The organism is Robertmurraya mangrovi (assembly GCF_034427655.1).
Classification (GTDB): Bacteria; Bacillota; Bacilli; order Bacillales; family Cytobacillaceae; genus Robertmurraya_A; species Robertmurraya_A mangrovi.
Genome location: NZ_JAXOFX010000016.1, coordinates 46,451 through 70,855, shown reverse-complemented (window position 1 = coordinate 70,855; position 24,405 = coordinate 46,451). Strand labels below are relative to the sequence as shown.

General features: G+C 34.4%; 30 protein-coding genes. 19 read left to right on the top strand and 11 right to left on the bottom strand.

Annotated elements, in window-relative coordinates:
• The first annotated feature begins 42 nt into the window (after positions 1-42).
• Positions 43-243 (top strand): cold-shock protein, encoded by a 201-nt coding sequence (locus SM124_RS18870; RefSeq protein WP_322448083.1) that lies wholly within the window; start codon positions 43-45, stop codon positions 241-243.
• A 214-nt stretch (positions 244-457) separates the two neighbouring features.
• Positions 458-853 carry a cytosolic protein gene (locus tag SM124_RS18865; RefSeq protein WP_322448082.1) on the top strand — a complete coding sequence of 132 codons (396 nt, stop codon included), beginning with the start codon at positions 458-460 and terminating at the stop codon, positions 851-853.
• A 55-nt stretch (positions 854-908) separates the two neighbouring features.
• Here SM124_RS18865 and SM124_RS18860 read toward each other — a convergent pair whose 3' ends face one another.
• Entirely contained in the window at positions 909-1,196 is a 288-nt protein-coding gene (locus SM124_RS18860; RefSeq protein WP_322448081.1) for a DUF6509 family protein, read from the bottom strand.
• 311 nt (positions 1,197-1,507) lie between these two features.
• Between SM124_RS18860 and SM124_RS18855 the strand changes: the two genes are divergently transcribed.
• The 3 genes from SM124_RS18855 (at position 1,508) to SM124_RS18845 (ending at position 4,681) form a co-directional block, all read left to right on the top strand.
• Positions 1,508-2,761, top strand: a complete 1,254-nt coding sequence (locus SM124_RS18855; protein ID WP_322448080.1) for a two-component system sensor histidine kinase NtrB — start codon at positions 1,508-1,510, stop codon at positions 2,759-2,761.
• 167 nt (positions 2,762-2,928) lie between these two features.
• Positions 2,929-3,210 (top strand): spore germination protein, encoded by a 282-nt coding sequence (locus SM124_RS18850; RefSeq protein WP_322448079.1) that lies wholly within the window; start codon positions 2,929-2,931, stop codon positions 3,208-3,210.
• A 97-nt stretch (positions 3,211-3,307) separates the two neighbouring features.
• Positions 3,308-4,681, top strand: coding sequence for an amino acid permease (locus SM124_RS18845; protein WP_322448078.1), 1,374 nt, complete (start codon positions 3,308-3,310; stop codon positions 4,679-4,681).
• Between the two features lie 41 nt (positions 4,682-4,722).
• Here SM124_RS18845 and SM124_RS18840 read toward each other — a convergent pair whose 3' ends face one another.
• Both SM124_RS18840 and SM124_RS18835 read right to left on the bottom strand, forming a co-directional pair.
• On the bottom strand, positions 4,723-5,349 hold the full coding sequence (locus tag SM124_RS18840; protein WP_322448077.1) for a LysE family transporter: 627 nt from the start codon (positions 5,347-5,349) through the stop codon (positions 4,723-4,725).
• 188 nt (positions 5,350-5,537) lie between these two features.
• Entirely contained in the window at positions 5,538-5,696 is a 159-nt protein-coding gene (locus tag SM124_RS18835) for a hypothetical protein (protein WP_322448076.1), read from the bottom strand.
• A gap of 392 nt (positions 5,697-6,088) precedes the next feature.
• Here SM124_RS18835 and SM124_RS18830 point away from each other — a divergent pair, with 392 nt between their 5' ends.
• The 6 genes from SM124_RS18830 to SM124_RS18805 all read left to right on the top strand — a co-directional run bounded on the left by SM124_RS18830 (position 6,089) and on the right by SM124_RS18805 (position 11,636).
• Positions 6,089-6,289: a cold-shock protein gene (locus SM124_RS18830; protein WP_322448075.1), complete on the top strand. Its 201-nt coding sequence runs from the start codon at positions 6,089-6,091 to the stop codon at positions 6,287-6,289.
• Between the two features lie 416 nt (positions 6,290-6,705).
• Positions 6,706-8,238, top strand: a complete 1,533-nt coding sequence (nikA, locus tag SM124_RS18825) for a nickel ABC transporter substrate-binding protein (RefSeq protein WP_322448074.1) — start codon at positions 6,706-6,708, stop codon at positions 8,236-8,238.
• 1 nt (position 8,239) lies between these two features.
• The gene (gene nikB, locus SM124_RS18820) at positions 8,240-9,181 is read left to right on the top strand and encodes a nickel ABC transporter permease (RefSeq protein ID WP_322448073.1); all 942 of its coding nucleotides are present in this window, start codon (positions 8,240-8,242) and stop codon (positions 9,179-9,181) included.
• Positions 9,182-9,255: 74 nt separating this feature from the next.
• Positions 9,256-10,011: a nickel transporter permease gene (gene nikC / locus SM124_RS18815; protein ID WP_322448123.1), complete on the top strand. Its 756-nt coding sequence runs from the start codon at positions 9,256-9,258 to the stop codon at positions 10,009-10,011.
• Positions 10,012-10,842 carry an ABC transporter ATP-binding protein gene (locus SM124_RS18810; protein ID WP_322448072.1) on the top strand — a complete coding sequence of 277 codons (831 nt, stop codon included), beginning with the start codon at positions 10,012-10,014 and terminating at the stop codon, positions 10,840-10,842.
• 8 nt (positions 10,843-10,850) lie between these two features.
• Positions 10,851-11,636 (top strand): ABC transporter ATP-binding protein, encoded by a 786-nt coding sequence (locus tag SM124_RS18805; RefSeq protein ID WP_322448071.1) that lies wholly within the window; start codon positions 10,851-10,853, stop codon positions 11,634-11,636.
• A gap of 145 nt (positions 11,637-11,781) precedes the next feature.
• Here SM124_RS18805 and SM124_RS18800 read toward each other — a convergent pair whose 3' ends face one another.
• The gene (locus SM124_RS18800) at positions 11,782-12,273 is read right to left on the bottom strand and encodes a GNAT family N-acetyltransferase (protein ID WP_322448070.1); all 492 of its coding nucleotides are present in this window, start codon (positions 12,271-12,273) and stop codon (positions 11,782-11,784) included.
• 211 nt (positions 12,274-12,484) lie between these two features.
• Between SM124_RS18800 and SM124_RS18795 the strand changes: the two genes are divergently transcribed.
• On the top strand, positions 12,485-12,763 hold the full coding sequence (locus SM124_RS18795; protein ID WP_322448069.1) for a hypothetical protein: 279 nt from the start codon (positions 12,485-12,487) through the stop codon (positions 12,761-12,763).
• A 41-nt stretch (positions 12,764-12,804) separates the two neighbouring features.
• Here the strand turns inward: SM124_RS18795 and SM124_RS18790 are convergent, their stop codons facing one another.
• Positions 12,805-13,932 (bottom strand): MGDG synthase family glycosyltransferase, encoded by a 1,128-nt coding sequence (locus SM124_RS18790; RefSeq protein WP_322448068.1) that lies wholly within the window; start codon positions 13,930-13,932, stop codon positions 12,805-12,807.
• 100 nt (positions 13,933-14,032) lie between these two features.
• On the opposite strand from SM124_RS18790, the gene SM124_RS18785 reads away from it, so the two are divergent.
• Positions 14,033-14,881 carry a metallophosphoesterase gene (locus SM124_RS18785; protein ID WP_322448067.1) on the top strand — a complete coding sequence of 283 codons (849 nt, stop codon included), beginning with the start codon at positions 14,033-14,035 and terminating at the stop codon, positions 14,879-14,881.
• A gap of 29 nt (positions 14,882-14,910) precedes the next feature.
• Here SM124_RS18785 and SM124_RS18780 read toward each other — a convergent pair whose 3' ends face one another.
• Complete coding sequence (locus SM124_RS18780) at positions 14,911-15,474, bottom strand: YkoP family protein (RefSeq protein ID WP_322448066.1); 564 nt, start codon at positions 15,472-15,474, stop codon at positions 14,911-14,913.
• 12 nt (positions 15,475-15,486) lie between these two features.
• Positions 15,487-16,116: a TVP38/TMEM64 family protein gene (locus SM124_RS18775; RefSeq protein ID WP_322448065.1), complete on the bottom strand. Its 630-nt coding sequence runs from the start codon at positions 16,114-16,116 to the stop codon at positions 15,487-15,489.
• A gap of 235 nt (positions 16,117-16,351) precedes the next feature.
• Here SM124_RS18775 and SM124_RS18770 point away from each other — a divergent pair, with 235 nt between their 5' ends.
• On the top strand, positions 16,352-16,651 hold the full coding sequence (locus SM124_RS18770; protein ID WP_322448064.1) for a hypothetical protein: 300 nt from the start codon (positions 16,352-16,354) through the stop codon (positions 16,649-16,651).
• Between the two features lie 114 nt (positions 16,652-16,765).
• Complete coding sequence (locus SM124_RS18765; protein ID WP_322448063.1) at positions 16,766-17,110, top strand: hypothetical protein; 345 nt, start codon at positions 16,766-16,768, stop codon at positions 17,108-17,110.
• A gap of 108 nt (positions 17,111-17,218) precedes the next feature.
• Here the strand turns inward: SM124_RS18765 and SM124_RS18760 are convergent, their stop codons facing one another.
• A complete protein-coding gene (locus SM124_RS18760; protein ID WP_322448062.1) occupies positions 17,219-17,764 on the bottom strand; it encodes a YhcN/YlaJ family sporulation lipoprotein in 546 nt (181 codons plus the stop codon).
• Positions 17,765-17,917: 153 nt separating this feature from the next.
• Here SM124_RS18760 and SM124_RS18755 point away from each other — a divergent pair, with 153 nt between their 5' ends.
• Together SM124_RS18755 and SM124_RS18750 are read left to right on the top strand one after the other, a co-directional pair.
• Positions 17,918-18,634 (top strand): carbonic anhydrase, encoded by a 717-nt coding sequence (locus SM124_RS18755; RefSeq protein ID WP_322448061.1) that lies wholly within the window; start codon positions 17,918-17,920, stop codon positions 18,632-18,634.
• A gap of 174 nt (positions 18,635-18,808) precedes the next feature.
• Entirely contained in the window at positions 18,809-19,015 is a 207-nt protein-coding gene (locus tag SM124_RS18750; protein ID WP_322448060.1) for a hypothetical protein, read from the top strand.
• A 51-nt stretch (positions 19,016-19,066) separates the two neighbouring features.
• Here the strand turns inward: SM124_RS18750 and SM124_RS18745 are convergent, their stop codons facing one another.
• Positions 19,067-20,461: a M20/M25/M40 family metallo-hydrolase gene (locus SM124_RS18745; protein ID WP_322448059.1), complete on the bottom strand. Its 1,395-nt coding sequence runs from the start codon at positions 20,459-20,461 to the stop codon at positions 19,067-19,069.
• A 407-nt stretch (positions 20,462-20,868) separates the two neighbouring features.
• Between SM124_RS18745 and SM124_RS18740 the strand changes: the two genes are divergently transcribed.
• Positions 20,869-22,476: a sensor domain-containing diguanylate cyclase gene (locus SM124_RS18740; RefSeq protein WP_322448058.1), complete on the top strand. Its 1,608-nt coding sequence runs from the start codon at positions 20,869-20,871 to the stop codon at positions 22,474-22,476.
• A 221-nt stretch (positions 22,477-22,697) separates the two neighbouring features.
• On the opposite strand, the gene SM124_RS18735 is transcribed toward SM124_RS18740, so the two are convergent.
• Positions 22,698-22,877, bottom strand: coding sequence for a small, acid-soluble spore protein, H family (locus tag SM124_RS18735; protein WP_322448057.1), 180 nt, complete (start codon positions 22,875-22,877; stop codon positions 22,698-22,700).
• Between the two features lie 61 nt (positions 22,878-22,938).
• Positions 22,939-23,094 (bottom strand): hypothetical protein, encoded by a 156-nt coding sequence (locus SM124_RS18730; RefSeq protein ID WP_322448056.1) that lies wholly within the window; start codon positions 23,092-23,094, stop codon positions 22,939-22,941.
• 260 nt (positions 23,095-23,354) lie between these two features.
• Between SM124_RS18730 and SM124_RS18725 the strand changes: the two genes are divergently transcribed.
• Entirely contained in the window at positions 23,355-24,224 is an 870-nt protein-coding gene (locus tag SM124_RS18725; protein ID WP_322448055.1) for a polysaccharide deacetylase family protein, read from the top strand.
• Positions 24,225-24,405: the final 181 nt, after the last annotated feature.

Here is a 24,405-nt window from a genome sequence, read left to right as displayed (position 1 = left end):
ATCATCAAATTAGAGTTTTCGAATTTTAGGAGGAAATTTTTCATGGCAACTGGTAAAGTAAAATGGTTTAATTCAGAAAAAGGTTTTGGATTTATTGAAGTAGAAGGCGGCGAAGATGTATTCGTTCACTTCTCAGCTATCCAAAGCGAAGGATTTAAGTCCCTAGATGAAGGTCAAGAAGTAAGCTTTGACATCGAGCAAGGGCAACGTGGACCACAAGCTGTTAATGTACAAAAACTATAATGGTTCCTACTAGAGTTCCTCTTTAAGGGGAACTCTTTTTACTTGGGATTTTTTTAATTAACTTTATAAGAAATAGTAATGAGAGTAATTATTCTGTCGGATACATGATTAATGATAAGTTACATTTTAAACATGTCTATTTTGATGATAAATCATAAGAAATAGTTTAAGCTAAGAATTAGCTAGAAAGCTAATACATATATGAGGTGAAAAAATGAAAACTTTTAATGTAAACTTTCATAAAGAAGACCAAATCAATGCTATGCAAGTGCAAAAATTAACGGAAGAAGAGTTTGAGAAAGTTTCAGAAGGTGGTACTAGACATTTATTTGAATTGGATACGAATATCGGTTATTTTATCTATTTCGATGCAATTGATAGTAATGGAGTGGAATCGTATTTAGTTCTACATTATCAGGAGAATAGCGAAGATCCATCGGGTTGTTATTCTTTTGAGCTTAAAGACTTTTATCAGTTTTCAGCTCTTTACTTGAGTGATTTAAGTTATTCTTCTGAAACAAGTGATGAAAATGAGGAAGAAGAGTATACGCCAATCCATCATTTAGCCCATTTAATGCATCATATTATTGAAGAAGGTAAAAACATTTAAGATTACATAAAACTGCTAAAAATGCCCATAAAAAAAGAGCAGATTTGCTCTTTTTTTATTCCTCAATTAAATGCTCTTGACAATATGCTTTTATTAATGACTCTTCATCTTCTTCAAGTTCAAATTCTAAAACTTTCTCTGTATTGTTTTCAAAAATATGATAATGTGAAATTCTAGAGCCGTTTTCATCCACTATGTACAGCACTTTAATTCTTAAACCATGTTCTGAGTATAGTTCGTCATCCTCTGGAACCTCTATATTTAAGAAAAATTCATAACGATCACCTGATAATATTCCAAATGGATCCTCAATTTTTTCAACAGTGTGGCTAATAATCTCCATCTGTTTCACCCTCTCTATGTAAAGACTGCATTTTATATTATACACATTTTTTTTGAAAATAGTTTCTTTAAAAAACTTTAAGGAAGATTTATTAATGAAATGGCTAGGATGACACTTATCAATTAATTAAAATTAAGGTAGTATTAATTAATAATAAGTTAAATGTATAAGTGTTACGCTAAGTTTTGCTATACTCGTGTCTATACAGGCACAAATATAGTTATATTATAAGTAGAAGTTTTAAATGGGATTTTTTGGTGCAGGAAAGTCTTTGAGGGATAGTCATTTCTATATATACAAGGAGTCATTAAATGAAAGAAGTTCAAGAAACTGTGCAACAATTAAATAATGAACAGGAACTTTTAAAGGAACTTAACTTTTATAAGGGGCTTGTAGATAAACTACCTTTCTCTTTGGAATACATAGATCCTGAATTACAGTTACAGTTGAAAAAAGAGAGTATGGGGAAAGGAGTTTTGTCTCCTTATAAGGGTCCAGTAAAGAAACGTGAGATGAATCTCGACTCCCATTATATGATCCCTTTTGAGGAAATAGAGTCATTTCTGAATCCAATATTAGATTTAGTTCCTCATCATATTGTATTTATAGATAAAGAAGGCAGAATTACACTATGTAATTTACAAGCTGCTAATGATTTAAATATTGAACGGAATGAAATTATTGGGAAACACATTAGAGATTTATTAAAAATTCCTGACGCCCAAATCAATATGTTAGAAACCTTAGCTACTGGTAATCCGATTATTAACCGAGAAGTCCTAGATAAAAACTATGGAATTAATAATACACGAATCATTAGAAATCCGGATGGTTCAATTGAAAGAGTATTAGGTATTTTTCAATTTTTGAATGCGATAAAGGAAGCGGAAAAACAAGCCATTGCGGGAAGAATCGCTGCTGGTATAGCACATGAGGTGAGAAATCCACTCACAACGGTACGAGGATATTTGCAGCTATTACAAAATCGGGTTGATGTAGAAACTGCCTCTTTATTTTCAAATTTACTCATTCCTGAGATTGATCGGGCTAATAAAATCATTTCCGATTTCTTAAGAATGGCCAAACCTTCACAAACAACGGAAGAGGCTGTAAAAATTACTGAGTTTGTAAGTGACTACCTGGCAAATTTTCTTAACAGTGAGGCACTATTCCATAATGTTGAGATAATCTATCATATAGAAGAAGTTGCGGAAAGCAGCTGTTTCATAGGAGATAAAGATGAGTTATTTCAAGTTTTTATTAATTTATTTCGAAATTCACTTCAAGCAAAATCCGAAAATACATTAAAAATTACGATCAAGACTGAAGTAGTCGGTAATAAGGTAAGGTTTACTTTTTCCGATAATGGTAAAGGAATAAGTGCCTCTATTCTAAATCACGTATTTGACCCTTTCTTTACTACGAAAGACGATGGAACTGGCTTAGGCTTATCGGTTTCAAAAAAAATCGTTGAGAACCATAAGGGAACAATGAATGTAAGTAGTAGTCGTGAGGGAACTCATTTTTATATTGAGCTTCCAGTAACATGTCATGAATGTAAATAAAAGATAAAGACCTCTTCATCTGTTGATGAGGTCTTTTTGATTCGTTCAAAATGTTGCACCTTTTGTTCTTTTATTGGGCAGGTCCACAAACCAAGTTGTTTTGGCTAAATATGATATAAAAAAGGGAATGTAAATATAATGGATGTTTAATTGAAAGGAATGGTCTTATGTCAATCATTTTCGGACCCGTTCAAATAAAGAATGTATCCGGAGGAAATATACAATTTGGTGACATTTATCGTTATAGTCCATCATCAAATTCAAGCTCTACCTCGGGGTCCGGTTCAGAAAACAGTGGTGGCGTTGTTTTGACAAATAACGGTGCCAGTACATCACAGCGGCTAAACCCCTTTTTAAATGATTTACTAATAGACACAACCATTTCAGCACAACAAAGTGCACTAAATAATCAGCCGGATTCAGGCGGACCAACAGGGAGTGAGGCATAACTTCTCCTTTTAAAAGGAGACCTTAATACATAACTCCTTCCATTTCATCGAACAATAGACATAAGTCTGAAAAGTATTGGTGAAAGGGGAGGAAGTAGTGGCGAATAAAAGTGCTGAAAAAGGAGATTTGCTTTGGTGGCAGCTCTCATTATTAGGAATCGGTAGTATTATTGGTACCGGATTTTTCCTTGGTTCGAGTATTGCTATACAAATGGCTGGTCCTTCTGTCTTAATAGCTTATCTTCTTGCGGGTACAGGTGCCATTATTGTATATGATTCACTAGGAAGAATGTCAGCACAAGATCCTCAAAAGGGATCCTTTCGATCTTATGCGAAAAAAGCATTTGGACCTTGGGCAGGGTTTAGTAGTGGATGGGTTTATTGGTCTGCTGAAATGTTGATTATGGGAAGCCAATTGACAGCCTTATCCATTTTTACAAAATTTTGGTTTCCAAGTATTCCTTTATGGGTATTTTCATCCATCTATGCCGTGCTGGGAATTATTGTCGTTCTTTTAGGTAGTAAAGGGTTTGAAAAAGTTGAAAATATATTAGGTGTTATAAAAATTTCTGCTATTCTTATGTTCATAATTATTGCATTACTAGCGATCTTTGGTGTAATAGGGGGTAACGCTAGTATAAGTGGGTTACCAGACACTTTTCGTGAATACTTACCTAAAGGCTTTCTAGGGTTATGGGGAGCATTAATCTTTGGTTTCTATGGCTTTGGTGGGATTGAAGTCATGGGCATTATGGCTACTAGGTTGAAAAATAAAGAAGACGCGCCAAAAGCCGGGAAGATTATGTTAGTTACGTTGATTATCATTTATTTAATATCCATAGGACTAGCTATCACTTTAGTGCCTTTATCTGATTTTAACGATAAGCAAAGTCCATTCGTAACAGCCCTACACAATTATGATAATCTGAAGTTTGTTCCACATGTATTTAACGGGGCACTAATTATTGCAGGGTTCTCGACTATGTCTGCTTCGTTATTTGCTGTTACTACCATGCTTGTCACGATGGCAGAGGACAGTGACGCCCCGAAAAAGTTAGCTCAAAAGGGTAAGTTGAAAATTCCTACACTAGCATTAGCCCTGACTGTTTCAGGTCTTGCAACTTCCGTAATACTGGCATTAGTGATGCCTGACAGTTTGTATAAATATATAACAACGGCAGCTAGTTTAATGTTGCTCTATAATTGGATTTTAGTGTTGTTCTCTGCACCTAGGTTAATTCATATTACACATTTTGACCAAATAAAAAGATACTTAGGGATGGCCTTTATATTCCTTGCCATTACGGGGACACTCGCTGACAAATCTACTCGACCAGGATTATTTGTTAGTTTAGCTTTCTTACTGATTATTTCAACAGCCACAATCATATTACATTTTGTTCGCATTAAGCAAAGAGCTAAGAAACTTAGAAATCATCGCATTTCTAAACCTCGTAAACCTCGAAGATAAAATTAACCTTCCACCTAGGTTTTGGTGGAAGGTTATTCATTTTATCCAAAAAGCACTTTGTACGCTTCATATCCAAAATATATACCAAAGCCAATAAGTGAAATACTTGAAATAATGGTAATAATGGTTAGCACCTTTGTTGTTAGTAGTTTTCTGAAGCTACTAGCAACTCCTGCCATAGAAACGTCCCAAATAACTAAGCCTAAAATGATGGCACTACTATAAATGAGCAACTGGCTGGTATCATATGTAGAAGCGGTCTTCGCTAAAACAGAGCCATAGATTCCTAGCCAAAATAGAATCGTTAGCGGGTTAGAAATGGCCATGAAAAATCCGGTAAAAAAGGATTTCTTTAAAGTTTCATCTTTAGTTCTAGATGACATTTCAAACTTACCAGCCCCAAGTAGACTCTCTATTCCAGTATAAAGCAAAACAAAGCAGCCAAATAACCATAAGAATGTCTTTACGATAGGGATTTCAATAAATTGTGATAATCCTAAAAAGACAGTCATCATGTAAGCGATATCGGCTGCTACAGACCCTAATCCTAATACCCATGCATTTAAAAACCCATGTTTAATTCCCTTATCCATTTGTGCAGCGTTAATTGGACCAATAGGTGCAGCTAAAGAGAGGCCAAGAAAGACATAACTTATAAATACGCTCATTGAAAATATCCTCCTGAAAACAGTTACTGTGCTTGTACACAGTTTATTCACGAGGATGGACATGTATCACTATTTAATTGTTTTATATTTTATAAGTATAAAATCCAGAAAGTAATTTCATTGACTACTAGAGTGTTAGGAGGAAGGGTTGAAAATAACCTCTAGTTTCCTAAAGGTTATGTCTTAAATTAATCATTTTCAAATTCTTCAGCTTGTGCACGTTCATTTAAATAGGTGTTTAAAGTGGTTGCGAACTGAACGGACTGCAAGCTCATTTCTTCCTCTAATCCAAAATGATCCTTTCTAGAATGTTTTTTATTATCCTCATTAAAGTCTTTTTCATTCAAACAAAATCACCTCAGTAATAACATGGACCAATTATATTATAGTTATCCATACTCAAAGACAAAATTTAATCTTAAAACATGTCTATAGGAATTAAATTTTTCTTTTAGAATATAATGGAGGGTGGGGAAATTTATGAGGGGAAAAATGATCAAAAAATCAGTATAAAGTCTAGACAAATCTAGTTGAATAGTATATATTTAATATTTTTATGTATTATGGATATACAAAGCATAAAAAAAATGTTAAAATATAAAAATGATTTTACTTTTTGTATTCAATTCACTTATTATAAAGAGTTAGCGCTTTAGTGGTACTTTTTATAATGAGTGGTTTTTTATTTCCTTCAGGTTCTTTTATTAGGAAAATGTCAACTTTATTAGGAGTGAGATGTATGGGATTCGGTAAGAGAAATCAAGAAGAAGTCGTTACAGAAGAAACTAAAATTTGGGTATGTAAATCAGAAGAATGTAATTGTTGGTTACGTGACAACTTTAAAAGTAGCGAAGAACCAACTTGTCCAATTTGTAACAGTGAAATGGAACAATCTACAAGAGTTCTTGAAGTCATTCATAATCCCGTGAGACATCCATAAACCATATATAATAATAAAGAGCCTGTTCTGTATAGAGCAGGTTCTTTATTATTTATTTATGAATCTATTATTTTACATATCATGAAACTCCCGTGTCTTTTTCAAAAGCAAAAGAACGGACAAAATAGATTAATAATACCATCTTTTAGATAAAAACCGATTTTAAAAGAAATTTATCTTGATTTCATAAAGTAATAAAGATACAATACAAATCGTAACATTTACGATTTGTTAACTAAACAAATGTAAGAAAGGTGGTTGTACAAAAATTATATTTATTAATACATATAATAATTCGTAATTTTTTAATCTAAATAAGCAACCAGATAATATATATAACTTTTGAGATATATTTTTAAAACTTAACTATATTCATTAAATCGTAATCATTTCAATTTAGGGGGAATACATACATTATGAAAAGAATGAAACTTGCATTGCTATTAAGCATAATATTAACTTTCTTATCTGCATGTTCTACAGAGAATTCTAGCAAGGAGGAAGTAAATAGTTCAGGAGATCATTTAAAAGAATTAACTTTCTTATCAAACTTTCCAAGTGAGACTCTAGATCCACATTTGAATTGGACGCCATTGAGAGCGGGAATGGTAGAAACTCTTGTTAAAATGACAGAAGATTTAAAGCTAGAGCCCTGGCTAGCAGAAGAATGGAAAAGCGAAGATAATGGGCAAACTTGGATATTTAAGATTAGAGACGATATTACATTTCAAAATGGAAATAAATTAGATGGAGAAGCCGTTAAAGCATCTTTAGAAAGAAATATTCAAGTTAGTGAAGCAATGAAAGCTTCTTTAAAAATTAAATCTATCCGTTCTGAAGGACAAATGGTCGTGATTAAGACAGAGCAACCGCTTCCACAATTTCCATCAGAGTTGGTGCATCCAAATACAGCAATCATTGACGTTAGCGAGTCAAAAATAGAACAATCACCTGTTGGTACAGGACCGTTTAAAGTAGTAAGTTACGAGGCTAACAGTAAATTGGTCTTAGATAAGTATCAAGGCTATTGGGATGGGAAAGTACAACTAGACCGAGCTACTTTAACATTTAATGAAGACGCTAACGCTCGAACACTTGCATTACAAGCAGGGGACGCAGATATCGTTTACCGTCCTGCAATTGAAAGTTTAGAAACACTTGCTACTGAGCAATCAAATGTAATTACAGTTGTTCCAAGCTTAAGAACTCATTTATTAATGTACAACATGAGTAATGAAACATTAAAAGATATAAATGTTAGAAAAGCTTTTGATGCTTTAATTAATAGAAATGAAGTGGTAGAAAGTATAATGGCTGGCCAAGCAACTGTAGCAAATGGTCCGTTTTTACCTGAATTTCCATTTACTCCAAATTACGAGGTAAAGAGCTTTGGAATAGATCTTGCTAAAAAGCACTTAGAAGCAGCAGGTTATGAGATTAAAGATGGCAAAGCTTTAAAAGATGGTAAGCAATTATCATTACAGTTGTTCACTTATTCTTATAGACCAGAACTTCCTTTGATTGCTCAACTAATCCAATCGAATGCTAAACAGATTGGTATCAATATAGAGATTCAAATTGTTGAGAATATCGACGAGTATTTATCTCAAAACAGCGACTGGGGTTTAGCCACATATAGCTTGAATACTGCGCCAAGGGGTGACGCAAGTTATTTCTTAAACTCCGCATATATGGTAGGCGGAGCTTTAAATCCGGGACACCTAAAGCATGATAAATTGATTGAGAAGATTAACGAGCTTAATAAGACAGTAGATGAAGGGGAACGCAATCTAATAGCGAAAGACGCTATTACAATCATAGATCAAGAAAGATTACATTCATTTATTGTCTATCCAAACAATTTTGCAGCATATAAAAACAAGGTTCAAAACTGGAATTTAAGTAAGAGTGAGTTCTATGTTTTAACAAAAGATACAGGTGTGAAATAAAGTGAAGCAAATAGGAAAAAGATTAATAGAACTGCTCCTATTTCTGCTCATTCTTTCTTTTATTAGCTTTCTTATTATGAAGTTAACACCAGGTGACCCTGTTAGATTCATGTTAAATGTAGATGATGTTTCTATCAGTGAGGAACAGATTGAAAGTTTAAGAGAAGAGTTAGGTTTTAATGACCCAGTGTATATTCAATTTGGTCGGTGGGTTTTACGTTTCTTTCAGTTTGATTTAGGTCAATCTTTCATGACCAATCAACCAGTCACTGAGGAGTTAGCCAAAAGAATACCTGCCTCTTTAGCATTAACTTTTTCAGCTTTACTTATATTAACAGTAATTTCGGTACCTATTGGAACACTTTCAGCGCTTTACAAAGATACATGGGTTGATCATTTGAGTAGGGCTTTTGCATTAATTGGAGCATCCGTACCTAGCTTTTGGCTTGGTTTATTGTTCATCCAATTATTCTCGGTTAGATTAGGTTGGTTACCATCTATGGGGAAAGGAACCATTCTACATATGATTTTACCATCTCTCACACTTGGGCTGGTTATGGCTGCTGTATATGTTAGATTATTACGTTCTAGCTTACTAGAAAGCTTAGGTCAAGATTTCATAAAATCCGCGAAGGCTAGAGGACTAAGTAGTAGTAGGATTTTCTTTTTTCATGCATTTAGACATAGTTTAATTCCAGTAATAACCGTCCTGGGTGTTAGCTTAGGGAGCTTACTTGGAGGGGCAGTTATCATTGAGGTTTTATTTGCGTATCCAGGTGTCGGTAAACTAGCTGTTGATGCAATTGTTAGAAGGGATTACCCAGTTATACAAGGTTATATATTATTTATGGGTCTCTTTGTAGTAACCATAAACATATTGGTTGATTTATCATATCGCTTTCTTAACCCAGAGATTCGTTTAAAGGAGCTAGATCGTAATTGATACAAACTTTGCTTTTATCAAGAAACCCTTACAGAGTAGTAATCCTAGTTCTACTAGCATTATCTGTTATTTTAATGACAGTACCGGTTTTAGTCCCGTTTGACCCAAACCATGTAGACATGGGAAATCGACTTCAACCTATTAGTGTAGAACACCTTCTTGGAACGGACCATTTAGGGAGAGATCTGTTTTCCCGAATATTAGTAGGAGCACAAACAACTGTTGGTACCAGTATCTTTGTATTATCCATTGCTCTATTGATTGGCATCCCAATTGGTCTTATATCTGGTTATATAGGAGGAAGAATCGATCGTATGATGATGAGGGTGGTCGATGCATTTCTAGCATTTCCTGATTATTTGGTAGCAATCGTTTTAAGTGGCTTGTTAGGACCGGGGATGATTAATTTAGTGATTGCTATTGTGACAGTCAAATGGGTAGGATATACAAGGTTAGTCCGAAGTACGGTCTTATCGGAAAAACAAAAGGATTATATAGCTGGGGCAAAAATTAACGGTCTTAGTTCCTTTCAAATATTACTGAAGCACATGATTCCCCATATTTTAGGGAATGTCATGGTTCTAGCAACGTTAGATATTGGGAAAATCATTCTTATGATTGCTGCACTTTCGTATATTGGTTTGGGTGCTCAGCCCCCATCTCCAGAATGGGGAGCGATGTTAAATGAGGGAAAATCATTTTTTTATAATGCACCTCAATTAATGATAATCCCTGGGCTAAGTATCATGATCATTGTTTTTATATTTAACTTGTTAGGGGACTATTTGAGAGATCGATTCGATGTGAAAGATCAAAAAGGAGGACTCTAATTGTCTGTATTAAAAATAGAAAATTTAACCATAAAAAAACAAGAAGAAACCATTGTGGATAATGTTTGTATAGATATAAAAGCTGGCGAATGGTTAGCATTGGTAGGAGAAAGCGGTAGCGGTAAAAGCGTTACCGCTACCGTTATTGGAGGACTTTTACCAAAAGCATTAAAAATAGAATCTGGTAACATTCTTTTAGAAAATCAAAACATACTAAACTTAAATGAGAGAGCGTTTAGAAAGATTAGAGGAAAACAAATCTCCTATATTTTTCAGGATTATCAAGGTGCATTCTCCCCATTTATTAAAATAGGAAAGCAGTTTGACGAGATGTTAGCATCACACACAACGTGGAAAAAAAGGGAGAGAGTAGAATTAACTCTTCACATGCTTGACAGTGTAAATTTATCAGCACAACAGGTATATAATAACTACCCTTTTCAATTAAGTGGGGGACAAGTGCAGAGAGCTGCAATAGCCATAGCTACTATTTTAAAACCCAAACTATTAATTGCTGATGAACCAACAACGGCATTAGACAGTTTAACGTCTCTAAAAGTACTGGAGCTTATCTACAATTTAAAGGAACAAACAGGCTGTGCTGTTTTGTTTATTACTCATGATTTAAGACATGTGAAAAAATATGCTAACAACTTGAGCATCATGCTTCGTGGGAAGTTAGTGGAGTACGGTGATAAAAAGGAAATCGTAGAAAAGCCTAAACATGAATATACAAAGCAGTTGTTATCAGCTATTCCTCCTTTAAGAAACTCACCAACTAGGTTACTAACTATAAATACTGAAAAGGAAAAAGAAGTCACTATTGTGTAGGAGGAAACATGAAATTAGTGGGAAATAGTATATTAACAGCAAAGAATATAACAAAGAAGTATGCGTGTGGCCATAAGGCAGTTGATAGTATTTCACTAGAAATAAACAAAGGTGAATGTTTAGGGCTAGTAGGGGAAAGTGGGTGTGGGAAAAGTACATTGGCAAGGTGTTTATTATTATTAGAACGATTAGACGAAGGGGAAATCTGGCTGAAAGAAACCCCACTTCATGAGGTTCATCGAGGCACGATAAGAAAAGCTAGAAAGGAAATTCAAGCAGTCTTTCAAAATCCAACCGCTTCATTGAATCCTAAATTGAAAATAATGGATTCATTGATGGAGGCATTGGATTTCCAGAAAGATATTCAACCTTGTTTTTTTAATGGATTTCAAAATGATCGGTTAAAGAAAGCGGAGTACTTGCTAGATATGGTTGGAATATCTAAAACATATCTTCATTCTTATCCTCATGAATTAAGTGGTGGGCAAAAACAAAGAGTACTCATAGCAAGAGCTCTAAGTATTGAACCTTCCCTAATCATCCTAGATGAACCAACAGCCAGTTTAGATGTGTCCATACAGGCGAAAATTTTAAATTTATTAAAAGATTTACAAGACCAGCTAGGGGTTTCGTATTTATTCATTTCACATGACCTCGCTGCGGTAAATTTTATGAGTAATCGAATGATGGTCATGCAGCAAGGTAAGATTGTGGATGAATGTACGAAGCAAGATTTATTCTCAGATGAAAGACATACATATACGAGGCAGTTGTTACATGTATTTGAATCCTAGTAATCGAATATTTTATTACGGAACCATGGGGGCTCTCGTTTCATCTTGTTTACAGACTTACTAAATAAACAATCCCAATCATTACAAGTTCGGTCATTCGGTCTGAAGGGTCCCACTTATTTTAAGATAAAGTGGGCAAAGTTTACTATTCCAACATCAATTGATAAAAATATACATCCTGCCATTCCCCAAATTTATATCCAACCTCTTTTAAACAACCAACATTCTTAAAGCGGAACTTTTCGTGAAGCCTTACACTTCCTTCATTCCCGGCGGTTATTCCTCCGAGTAAGGTATGATAACCAAGTTTCTTTGCTTCTTCAATGATTTCCGTCATTAATAAGCTGCCAATCCCCGCACCACGGTGTTTGTTGTCAATATAGATTGAGAGTTCAGTAGACTTGGAATAGGCTGGTTTGTCCCGAAAAGGATTTAAGCAGCAATAACCAACGACCTTACTATCAAGTTCAGCAACAATTAAAGGATATTTTTCCCCGTATTTAGTAAACCAGATTTTACGAGTCTCTAGTGTTTCGACTTCTAGGTCGAAGGTAGCCGTCGTGGTTAGAATGGCATCATTATAAATCTCCAACATGGCTGGAAGGTCTGAAATCGTGGCGTTACGAATGTTTAGCATTTTAATACTTTCCCCCGATCAGTTGTAATTAACCATATTATACGACGATACTTTGAAGTGTAGGTACACATTTCAGTATTAGATCATCTAGTTTAAAATATATTTTGAGCAAATTTCAATGAAACTTGCTGGCTGATGATAAAAATAGTCACTATAATATAAACTATTGAGGTAACTGAAACTAGAGTCAATTAAGGACCGAGGAGGGGCAATGGAAATCATTCTTTCACAGCCTTATATAAAGGTAATTCGTTCGATAGAGGATAACCAACAAAAGTCAATTGAAGTTGAAGACTATTTACATCTGTATGCAGATCAAATTATTACTGATTCAAATGTGTTCCTATTAAGAGAAGTGCATGATATTTCTTATAAAATCTTTTCAAATTCTTCTGGGTTTCTTTACCTTCATACGAATAAAGGTGTTTACTCTTTTATCGTGTATAAAGAACCCTACGAATTTATCGATATGTTTAAAGAACTAAAATAAGAAGTGAGAAATCAACTCCTCCAGTTGAACAATATTGCCAGTCAACCAGAGGAATTAAAAGACTTATTAATAAGCTCTTCAATAATTTTGGAGGGCTCTTTTTGGTAGAAATACTGGTGATACAGATCTACTTTTTCAACGTACGTTTGTATTAAGTCTTGATTATTAAAAAAGTCCGTCAGTTGTTCTTCAATAGCATCCATTTTTAGTGGAATGATGACTCCCAGTTCGTCCAACTGTTTTAAATTAATTCTTTCTTGTCCAGGTAAAGCATGATAGGAAAAAATCGGTTTCTTTTTAAGTAAAGCCTCACTAACGGTTACTCCACCGGGCTTTGTAATAATGGCATCGATCTTGTCATATAACTCGTTCATTTTTTCTCGACAGGAAATATAAGATAAAGGAATAATATTACTTCGTTCCAAATGGGTTAATTTATCAAATAATTTTTTATTTTTTCCGCATAAAACATAGTAGGTGAATGAACTTTCTTGACTCGTTTTCTCAAGGATAGACTCAATTGCCCCTACACCTAAATTTCCCCCTGATACTAATATGGAAAACGAATCTTTTTTCCTATCTGCAGTATTTGTTTGTTTTACAATCTTTGAATGAACAGGAATACCTGTCTGGAAAATACGATCTTGACTTACCCCTCTATCCACTAGAAGTTGTGCAGCATTAAATGTAGGGACAAAATGATAATCAATATGATTCATCCCCCAAAAACGATGAATGAAGTAATCTGTGTAGATATTTATGACAGTCGTGCTAAGCATTCCCCTTTCTTTTAAAACATTAAGCATATAGGAAGGTAGTGCATGAGTACAAATGATAAAATCAGGTTTGCTTTCTGAAATTAATTTTTTCATAAAAGGAATAAATAATAGTTCATAAAGTCGATATCGTTTATTCTCTCTGACGTTTCGATAGACAGATAACTGATAAATGAAATGATAGACATTAGGAAATACGTGTATCCATTTAAGGTAGATACTGGAGACAAGGGATTCTATTCTTCCATAACTATAAGAGAGAATATCAATCTTTTTACAATCAAGATGAGGAAGAGAGGATTTTAATGAGTCAATAATGGCGGTTGCTGCTTGATGGTGCCCTGAGGATATTTGCAAAAAGGGTAAAAATAAAACAGTCCTTTTCTGTTTCATAAGTCACCTCCATAAAACTTTAGTATTAACACTCCCATCAATTACCTCCAACAAAATTCCTATTTTCATGTATAATTCATTGGAGAAGGAGTGATATTGAATGAAACTACTACTGTTTTTCGTATTATTTATCATCCTTTTTATTTTTATAAGAAAAGCTCATAAAAACACAAAGGATGTTTTAATTAATAAAGTTCAAATTTCGCCAAATGCAATTGGACATGGTCCAAAAGTAAATATTTTACATCTCTCAGACTTGCATCTCGAAAATATTTCTATTTCTCCCGAGCAATTATATGAAAAGCTAAAAGATGAATCCATTGACCTTATTGCTCTTACTGGTGATTTCCTCGATCGAACACGTACCATTCCTAAACTGGTTCCATACCTAAAAGTATTGAATAAATTGAATGCTAAACACGGTATTTATGCTGTACTGGGCAATCATGATTATGTACTTCGAAACAAGAACTTAGAGAAACTCATCCAAACACTTGAAAATTATAACTGTATCGTCCTTAAAAACCAGAACGATGTTATTTATGTTGACGGTAAACCAGTTAATATTATTGGGATTGATGATTTTAGTACGAAACGTAGTGATTTAGAATCTTCGTATTCTGGAATCTATGCAGGTACTAATTTAGTGTTAACGCATGACCCTAATATTGTGTTGCATATGAAAGAGTATCATTTTGACTATCTACTAGCAGGGCATTTCCATGGAGGACAAATTTGTTATCCGAAAGCATATCACTTAGTTAAAATGGGTAAACTTGTAAGGATGAATATGATCAAAGGACTACACAATCATCATGGTAAATCATTTTATATAAGTGAGGGACTTGGACAAACTGGAGTAAATATCCGTGTAGGTAGCCGTCCAGAAATTACTTTACACGAACTGTCTTTAAATACTGCAAATGACCAGGTCCAACAGGCTATTTAATCTACTAGCTGACTTAAAGATGCTTTAAGTCAGCTTTTCTTTGCTTTTTTCTCATACATTTTTTCCAATGTCTGCTTAGACATAAATAAATAACTAGGTTGGTGTTGTTTTATTGAAGGGGTTGAACTAGATAGTAATCCAATAGGAATAAAACTTATCCATTTCAACCATTTGTAAATCGGGTGTGTAATGTCAATAATCTCAAATCCTAAACGGTCACAGCCTTTATTTAAACTAGTAATTCCAATTAATGCCCTAATCTCAGAACTTTGTTTGTGATTTGAAATATATTGATGCAGATCAGGTAAAGACTGAAGTACATATTTATAGATAATCTTTCCTTTTCTTATTTCACTTTGGATATCTTTAAGCTCTCTTAAAAGTTTTACATTATGCAGATGGATTTTTAACAATGTATCATTCTTATTTATGAAGGTACCATCAGAGAGTGTAACAGGTTTACCTTTATATTTAGTTAAACGGACTCTAAAAATATTTTCAGTTTGCTCACTAGAGGATACGTACGAAAGACGAGTAAACAAGTAATAAATAGGATCTAAGAAGCTCCATACTGTTAGTAAATATCCCCTCATAACTTTTCTCCTTTAGTCTTTTACATAATGAAATAACTTGAACCAGATACGACAACCGGAAATGACTACTACTAAGAATAAAACATAAAAAATAATTCCTAATACGAAGGTTTGAACATTTTCAAGTAATTGGTTACCTCCAAATGCAAGCATAAACATAGGTGGGATAGAGCCAATAAAGGTTGCCAAGATAAAAGTAAAAAAAGGAATACTGTTTAAAGCTGAGTAGACGTTAACAACAAGCGGGGGGATTACAGGAATCAAGCGCCCCACGATAATCGCAATAAAAGCCCTTTCCCTCAAGAATTCGTTAAATTCACCCATCTTCTTAAATTTATTCATTTTCTTTTCAAAGTAATTTGAAAAAGCATAGCGTGCCATAACATAATAGATGGCTGCAGCCGTTACATTTCCAAACCAATTAATCGTTACACCTAAAGCTAAACCATACTTTACGCCCATTAAGCCCCCAAATAGTGTAAAAGGCACGATTGGTAAGGTGGAAAATAACACAGATAGAAAGAACATCAATGGTAATTGAGTGTTATCACTTGTCTGAATCCAAACTAACAATGGGTCACGGTAGTAAAATCCCACCATTAATAAAACGAAATAAAAAAATAGTACAAACCAAGTTTTCATCGATAGGCTCCTATTTTAACCTTCATAAAAACGCTGTTACCAATTTACTGTTATTTTTCACTTGAGAGATAAAATTTATCAGTTTTTATCTGATTGAAAAAAATGGGATTTTAGATTACTAAGCTTCCTTTAAACACAAGTTTTAGTATAAGTTGACAACATAAAAGGTGTTAAAAAACTCAATGCTATCCTTGAGAGATAAAAAAAGATTCTCTCTCGTGTAGGAGGGGTTAACTTGAATACACTTAATCAGTTACTTTCATTTTTATCAGGTAGAAATGGTCAACAACTAATTAAAGCTATTACAAAAGGTAGACGTAGTAGAAATAAAAATTGGATGTTGTTTTTAGGGTTAGGAACAGCTCTTGCCTTTTTAGCAGGTAGAAATAAGACTGGGATGAAAAAGGACGATAGACGTAGCGAAAGTAGTCAAGTGTTAAATACGAATAAGAATACGAATTTAACGATGCCACAGTTACGTCTAGTAAATGAATTTGCTCAGGAGTTTTTGGAGAATAACAAACCTAAACAGTAATTTCTTGAAAATAATTTACCAGGAAATTGTCTTTCTCATGTTCGGTTAAATGTAGGAATAGAGAGCATATTAATTCTTGCCTCGCTAAAAATACACTACTTGGGGGTATTATGAATGAGAAAAAATAAATTAGTTCTTACAACAATGTCTACAGTTTTAGCAGCCGGTTTCTTAGCAGGTTGTGGTGTTAATAATGATAATGACCGTGGTGGGGACTATAGACCACTTCGTTATAATGATACAAATATGTACGATAATAATTTAAGAAACGTACCAGACAGAGACGTGGACCCTACTTTATACAGAGGGACAAACAGAGGAATGGACAATGACCGTACAAACCGTGGGATGTTCAATGATCGTACAAACCGCGGTATGTTCAATGATAATCGTGGAGATGATGATGATCGCCGCGGTGGCGGAGTAATGGGTGGAAGAGGGAATATGACTAACCGTTAATTTAATAATGGGTTTTTGTAAAACTTAGTTTCATCTCTCTTATTTATAAAATAAACCAGGTGCTTTTGAAGGCACCTGGTTTTTAAACTGTTTTCGTAATGATGGAATTTATCGAGCATTTGGAAATACTCTACGGACCATTTCAGTGAATTCATCCATAAAACCTCTTACTGGTTCACCACGTTGGATTCTATCACCATAGCCGGTCATCCGATTGACGAAATCAGGGTTTGTTGATACATAAACATTTTGAATATCTTCTTCTGATTCACGCACCGCTTTTGCTATTTTATCTTCAACTTTCTTTGAAAGCTTTCCCTTATTGTCTTTATTGTTACTAAGAACCACTGCAACATAGGCATTGCGGTTCGTCACAATTACATTTGCTGTTCTAACCTCTTCTAGCTTAGCGACTTTATTTGATGCTTGATCAGCCTTTTCCATATTACTATTGTTGTTATTAGTAGCTCTGTTGTTAGTATTAGTTGCCCTGTGGCGGTTATTATCTCTCTCAATGAGAGTAGAATCTTGATTATCATCGTTCCGTATATTTTGGGCCTCGATACCTCTACTTCTTTCCTGATCATTTTCGTTTACCCCGCACCCCGTAATCATAGCAATTGATAACAAAATTGATAATGAACTATAAAGCATTTTCATTTTATTTTCCTCCTATACGTATAATCTAATCTTTACAGTCTCCAAATTAGTAGAAATTATCCTTTAAACCAATCAAATGGAAATAGGAATTTTAGTGAAATTACTGTAGATAATAATAGACATATCACTTTGAGGAGAGGATCGGGTATGAAAACTAGTAACAAATTAATGATCGGGTTAACCATTACTTCTATTGTTGGGAAAGTAATAGAGAAGATGATGGTTAAAGATAATGTTAGAACTAATACTCAAACATCCTTTAATAAGAAAGTCGATACTCCGATGGTTAAACCATCTACATACATCCACCATCATGCTTCTGTTATAGGTAGTGTGAATATTATGGAAAATGTATTTGTCGGTCCATTCTCTTCGATAAGAGGCGATGAGGGGTTAAGAATCCATATTGGGAGTAGAAGTAATATACAAGATGGAGTAGTGATTCACGGGATAAAAAACTATGATCAAGGTAGCATCGTTTCTGAAAATAATGTTTTTGAAAAAGATAACCCTTATTCGGTTTATGTAGGAGAAAACGTTTCGATAGCTCATCAATCACAAATCCACGGTCCATCAAAAGTAAGTAACAACGTATTTGTTGGTATGCAGGCACTAGTGTTTAAAGCGATTATTGAGGAAAATGTCATACTAGAACCGGGATGTAAGGTAATTGGAGTAACCATTCCGAAGAATCGTTATGTAAGTGCGGGACGAGTGATTACGAAACAGGAAGAAGCTGATCAACTACCCGAAATAACACCTGAATATAATTATTTTGGATTTAACCCAAAAGTGGTTGCTGTTAATTTAGAGTTGGTTAATGGGTATAAAAAAGAAGAAGATAATAAACGAAACCAAATCTGAGGAGTCTAGACTTTCTAGTTTAGGCTTCTTTTATATGGCAAGTGACTATCATTTTTACATTTAATCAATTGGGACTACTAAAATAGCACATTTACCAATAGATTGTTTAACTTGTCCATACATATTTTACGAAAATGCATATGGTGTAATATCAAAAGGAAAGGAGGAATTAATATGTCTGAAAAACGTAGAAGAACAAGAGCGGTTGTTGATGTGGATGAAGTAATCATTCGTGCGGACAACGTAATCATTATTGGAGACAGAGATCGTAGAGGTTCTGATGTGTTAGGAGTAGCAGATGAGCCAAGACGTCGTCACTCTAGAGATCGTGATGGGAACGTTGCAGGGGCTTTTGATAGTAATAGGAGATATCACTACTAATATGAAAAGCCAGGTGAGGATTTAATTTTCTCACCTGGCTTTTTCATTCACTTATTTATTTTTGTCTAAAGCAGGAGTTTGCTTTCTCACCGTATCAAATAATCCAGAACCAATAATATCTAACGCCGATTGCATTCTTTCAACAGAGACATTGTCAGCAATCGTGTCTTGTGGTGTATGGTAGACTTTTTCGATATGGTATACAAGAGGACTCCAGCTATCAACGCCCATCCAGATAAACAGTGCAGCAGGAATTCCTGCATTATGGAATGGAACATGGTCACTTGATCCAAAAGTACCTGGGAGAATATCTGAGTTTCCTAAGCGGGCACCAGCCGAAACGGTAGATTCTGTTACAATATTTGTACTGCCATCTGGCGTCATTGCATATAAATTTTTCGCTTTATCATAACTTGTTGCAACCATATCAGGAACGAATACTGCCTCAATTTGGTCTCGTTGTGCCTGTGTTAATTGGTCAACATAATATCTAGAGCCTAGTAAACCGCGTTCCTCAGAACCAAAGGCAATAAACTTCAAATCTTTATCTGTATTATAACCTTGATAAACTCTAGCAAGCTCTAACATTAACCCCACACCTGAAGCGTTGTCATTTGCGCCTGGTGCACCTACAACACTGTCATGATGAGCTCCTAAAATTACTTCTTTTGTATCCTCTGATTTAGTTTTCGCTTTTTTCGTAGCAATGACATTCACTGACTGTAAGTTACTATACTGTGTAGAAGTTAAGCTAACTTCTACAGGTCCCTTTGCCAGTTGCTCTTTTAACCATTCTCCATGAATATAAGAAGCACCATAAACAGGTACATCTACAGATGTGGTAAGGCTTGGATTAAATGTCTGACCAAGATTACCACGACCACCAACTAAGCTTTGTAAAATGACACCTTTTGCACCAGCAGCAACAGCTTCATTTACTTGTGTTCTATAGCCGGCAGTAGTGGAGGCTCTTGCCATAACAGCTATCTTTCCATTAACTTGAGAATAATCATTTCCTTCTACAAAAACAACTTCACCCTTAACAGCTTCATCACTAACTTTTCCATTAGGTGCAGCTACCATTTCCCAAAAGGTACCATCATTAAAGGCAACATTCGCAATATATTGATCACCCACAGGGAAGTATTGATATTCCACGTCATACCCATAGCCTTGAAGCGTTTTAGCAATATAATCCGCCGCTTTTTTCTCTCCTTCTAAGCCGCCCGGTCTTGTCCCAATCTCTTCCGATAAGTAACGAACATGTTCAATTGCCTTCTCTGCATTTACTCTAGCTACTATTTTTTGGTCTTGAGAGTAGGACGACTTACCATTTACGTTTCCGTTATTACTATCAGTTGTGGCATAACCAACTGTCCCAAAAGCTAATGAGGCAGCTAGTAAAGAGGTAATTACCTTTGAAGATCTTCTAAACACTTTACTCATTTAATCCCTCCGTTGACTAATAATTGAATGTGGCGACTCACGTATGTACATGTTTAAAGATTTTTTTTGAGACCACATACTAAAATTAGTATAAAATTATCCTTCTTCAACCAAAAGATGAAATATTACTAATAATTACCAATGAGTATTTCGGTGGGAAAAATATGTAAAAAAGCATTTTGATAGGTGGTTACTACTAAAATGAAAATAGTCATTTCGTTTGGATAAGTGTATTTGTAGACCTTTTAGTTTAAGAAAAAAAAAAGATGGACTCTGCCAACTTTTTAGGTAGAATAGAATCTCTATAAAAAAAATATTATTTATAGGTAAAATTTACTATACGAATTGAAATATTAGCGTTATATTATTAATGTAATTTTAGGAAAAAGTTGTTACGGGAGAAATTCATGAAAAAACGACTAAATCTAAGAAAAGTAAGGCTTTCAACATTATTAACAAGTTTAGTAGCTGCTTCTGTTATATTTACAACTGTTATTTTGTTAATAGCATCATACCAGTCCGAGAAGAGTTCTTTAATAAACGCCCATCTTAACTTAAACTATTCTAAATCCAACAAGATGAGTAAATCTGTAGATTCATTATTTAAATCCATGAATTTAAGTCTCAAAGAAACATCTGAATTTCTCTCCAATCATGAAGATTTTACCGATGATGAAATTCAAGAACATCTAGAATTACTTCGGAGTAATAGTCGATATTTCAATTCTTTATCTTGGATTGATGAAAAAGGAGAAATTCGTAGTATAGCCCCCAGCAGTACGGGTTTAAGAGGGGTCATTACAAGTGGTATAACAAAAGAGGTTGTAGATTCTAAAAAATCTACCTTAACTTCCCCATATATAGCTCCTTCAGGTCGTCTAATTGTTTTAATGAGTTTTCCAATCTATGGACATGATGGGGAATATAGAGGAATGATTGGCGGATCGATTTATCTTCATGAAAATAACGTCCTTAATGAAATATTAGGTAACGATCTGTTAGAGGAGAATGGTTCGTATTATTATGTAGTCGGGCCAAAAGGGAAACTCTTATTTCATCCAGACAATAAGCGAGTGGGTGACGACGTAAAAGCAAATCCTGTAGTCCAAAAACTTCTTAGCGGACAGAGTGGAATGGAACAGGTAACTAATACAAAGGGAATTTCGATGATAGCAGCCTATAGTAATGTACCTGAAACGGGCTGGGGAATCGTTCAACAAACACCCTACACCTATGTTGATAATCTACTAAAAGTACATATTCAGAAGTTAATTTTTTCAATTCTACCATACTTTATTATCGTATTCGTAATCAGTATAGTAGTTGCTCAAATGTTAGCTAAGCCTTATTTTGAATTAGCCTATCTTGCAAACCAACTAGCATCTGGTAAGGAAGTAAAGATTCCTAAACATGAATCCCATTGGAACTGGGAAGCTGATCGGTTATCACAAAGTGTCATACTGGCTATGGAGGGCATTCAAGAAAAAAATCATCAGCTATCATATGAGGCAATGACAGATTCACTTACTAGCCTTCCAAATAGACGAAAATTAGATCATGTTATGAATGGTTTGAAAAAGGATAGAGTACTATTCTCATTAATTATCATGGACATTGATCATTTTAAAATGGTGAATGATACACATGGACACCAAGCTGGGGATGATGTCTTAAGGTTTATAGCTGAGAAAATTCAAAAGATGATTAGGAAAACAGATAACTTTTTCAGGTATGGTGGGGAGGAGTTTATTTTAATACTGCCTTATACGCCTGCAACTGATGCGATCCTTATTGCTGAAAAGATTAGAGAGAATATAGAAAATACAATAACTCCTATTGGACTATCAATTACAGTTTCTATGGGTGTTTCAGAATTTCCTCTAAATTCGAATTCGTTAGGAGAATTGTTCCAACAAGCAGACAATGCTTTGTATCATTCGAAAGCAAAAGGTAGGAATAGTGTAACGTTGTGGTCAAATAGTTTAACAGGGGAAAATAAACAAAAAGACACCTAACAAGTGTCTTTTTGTGCTGTATTAGAAAGAACTCATGGTGTTCAAAGAAAACCTCTTCATGGTATAAAAAAATCCCCGCTCCATACATAGGAGCGGGCCAATGAGACGTAGAATCGAGTAGGTTTAATTCTAAATTCAACAATATGTAGTGGTTTGAAGTAAAATGAAACCTACATGTTGTAAAAATTTTAACATATTTGATTATGAGTAGGCAAATATTATTAAACTTCTCTTAACTCAGCAATTTCTACTGTGCTTCTTTCCTCTAATGGTCCCCTTAAATGAACTGTTGCCGTCCGACCGTCTTCGTTTAATTGATCAATCCACACAGACACACCATTATATTCAACCGCTATATCCGCAGAAGATGACAGTATTTGTTTTACACGATTTGCATCCATATTTCTTCACTCCTAAGCTTTATTATTATATTGCTTAAATTTCTGCTTTTTAATATCAAAGCTACTTTTTATTTATTTGGCGGCCACTTTTCTTTTGGCTTTGTGATGAATCATTGCCGACTTGGAACTCGTTTCCAAACTCGACATCAGATTTTCCACGTTGTTTTCCGTATTGTTGTTCATTTTGGTTATTATTCTTTCTACCTTGTTTAGACATGTTTTTCCTCCTCCTTAATTAACTTACGATCAATGTTATTATGCCCAAAAAGAATCTGTTTTTTCGTCTAAATATTAAATCAAAATGCCACAATTAGAACAAAAATTATTCACAAAAACCATTAACAATAAAAGGTTACAGAAAGATTAAAAAATCGATTATAAAACCGTAACAAATGTTTAACCCTTTCTATAAGGAGATCTTTTAAAATTTGAAACGAGGGGATTGGCAGTAGTAGTAAATAAAAAGGGTGAAGAGACATGCGCTTTCAAAGATATAAAAAAGATCGATACAAATTAGAAAGAATTTGTATATCCTTTCTGGTTTTCCTTACCACATTGTTCACCGTTAAAATGTTTTGCCAGCAAGATGTACTTGCAGTGACAACGACTCCTCAGCCTATTAGGAATATGTACGAGCTAATGAAAGATGGGAACAGAATTAGTGAGTTAAGTATCAATGAATCAGTAAAGCAAGAAGACCATCATTCCACCAAAGGAAATAAAGTAAATGAATTAGAAGTGACTGCTAAATCAGGCAAGACGGTCTATTTGACCTTTGATGATGGACCCACTATCTATACTAATGAAATTTTAGCGTTACTTGATTCATACGGTATGAAGGGGACGTTCTTCATGCTAGAGCCTAATATGAGGAGGTATAAGTCCTCCTTAATAGAAATAATCGAGAGAGGGCATTCCCCAGCCCTACATGGTGTTACACATGACATTAATGAGATATATAAGTCCTCCAATCATGTCATTAAAGAAATGCTACATGGTAAAAGTACTGTTAATGAGTTAACAGGCTATATAACCACACTCATACGAACCCCGTACGGATCTTATCCTTACATGAATACTGAATATAAAATGGCAGTAAAAGAAGCAGGCTTTAACCTTTGGGATTGGACAGTTGATAGCGAAGACTGGCGTTATACCAATGGAGAATTTGTAGATGTTGTCATTGAGCAGCTTAAACAATTTACTAACGAAGAAAAGCCCATCATCATTTTACTGCATGAAAAAGAATCAACATTAGAGCATTTGGAAACACTACTAGAATATCTCAAGGAAAATGGTTATGAAACAAGGGCATTAACAGAAAAACTTTCTGCCTACCATTTTTAATATTTTTATCTGTAAAAGTACGATTGATCAGAAAGCTACCATATTTGGTGGCTTTCTTCCGTATTTATCCAAAAGATTGAACGATTTGCCCGTTTTTATTCAATAATATGATTGTTTGTGATTGAATTTGATAGAAAATGATTGATTGTTGAAATAGGATACCGTAAAATAAAGTCATGAA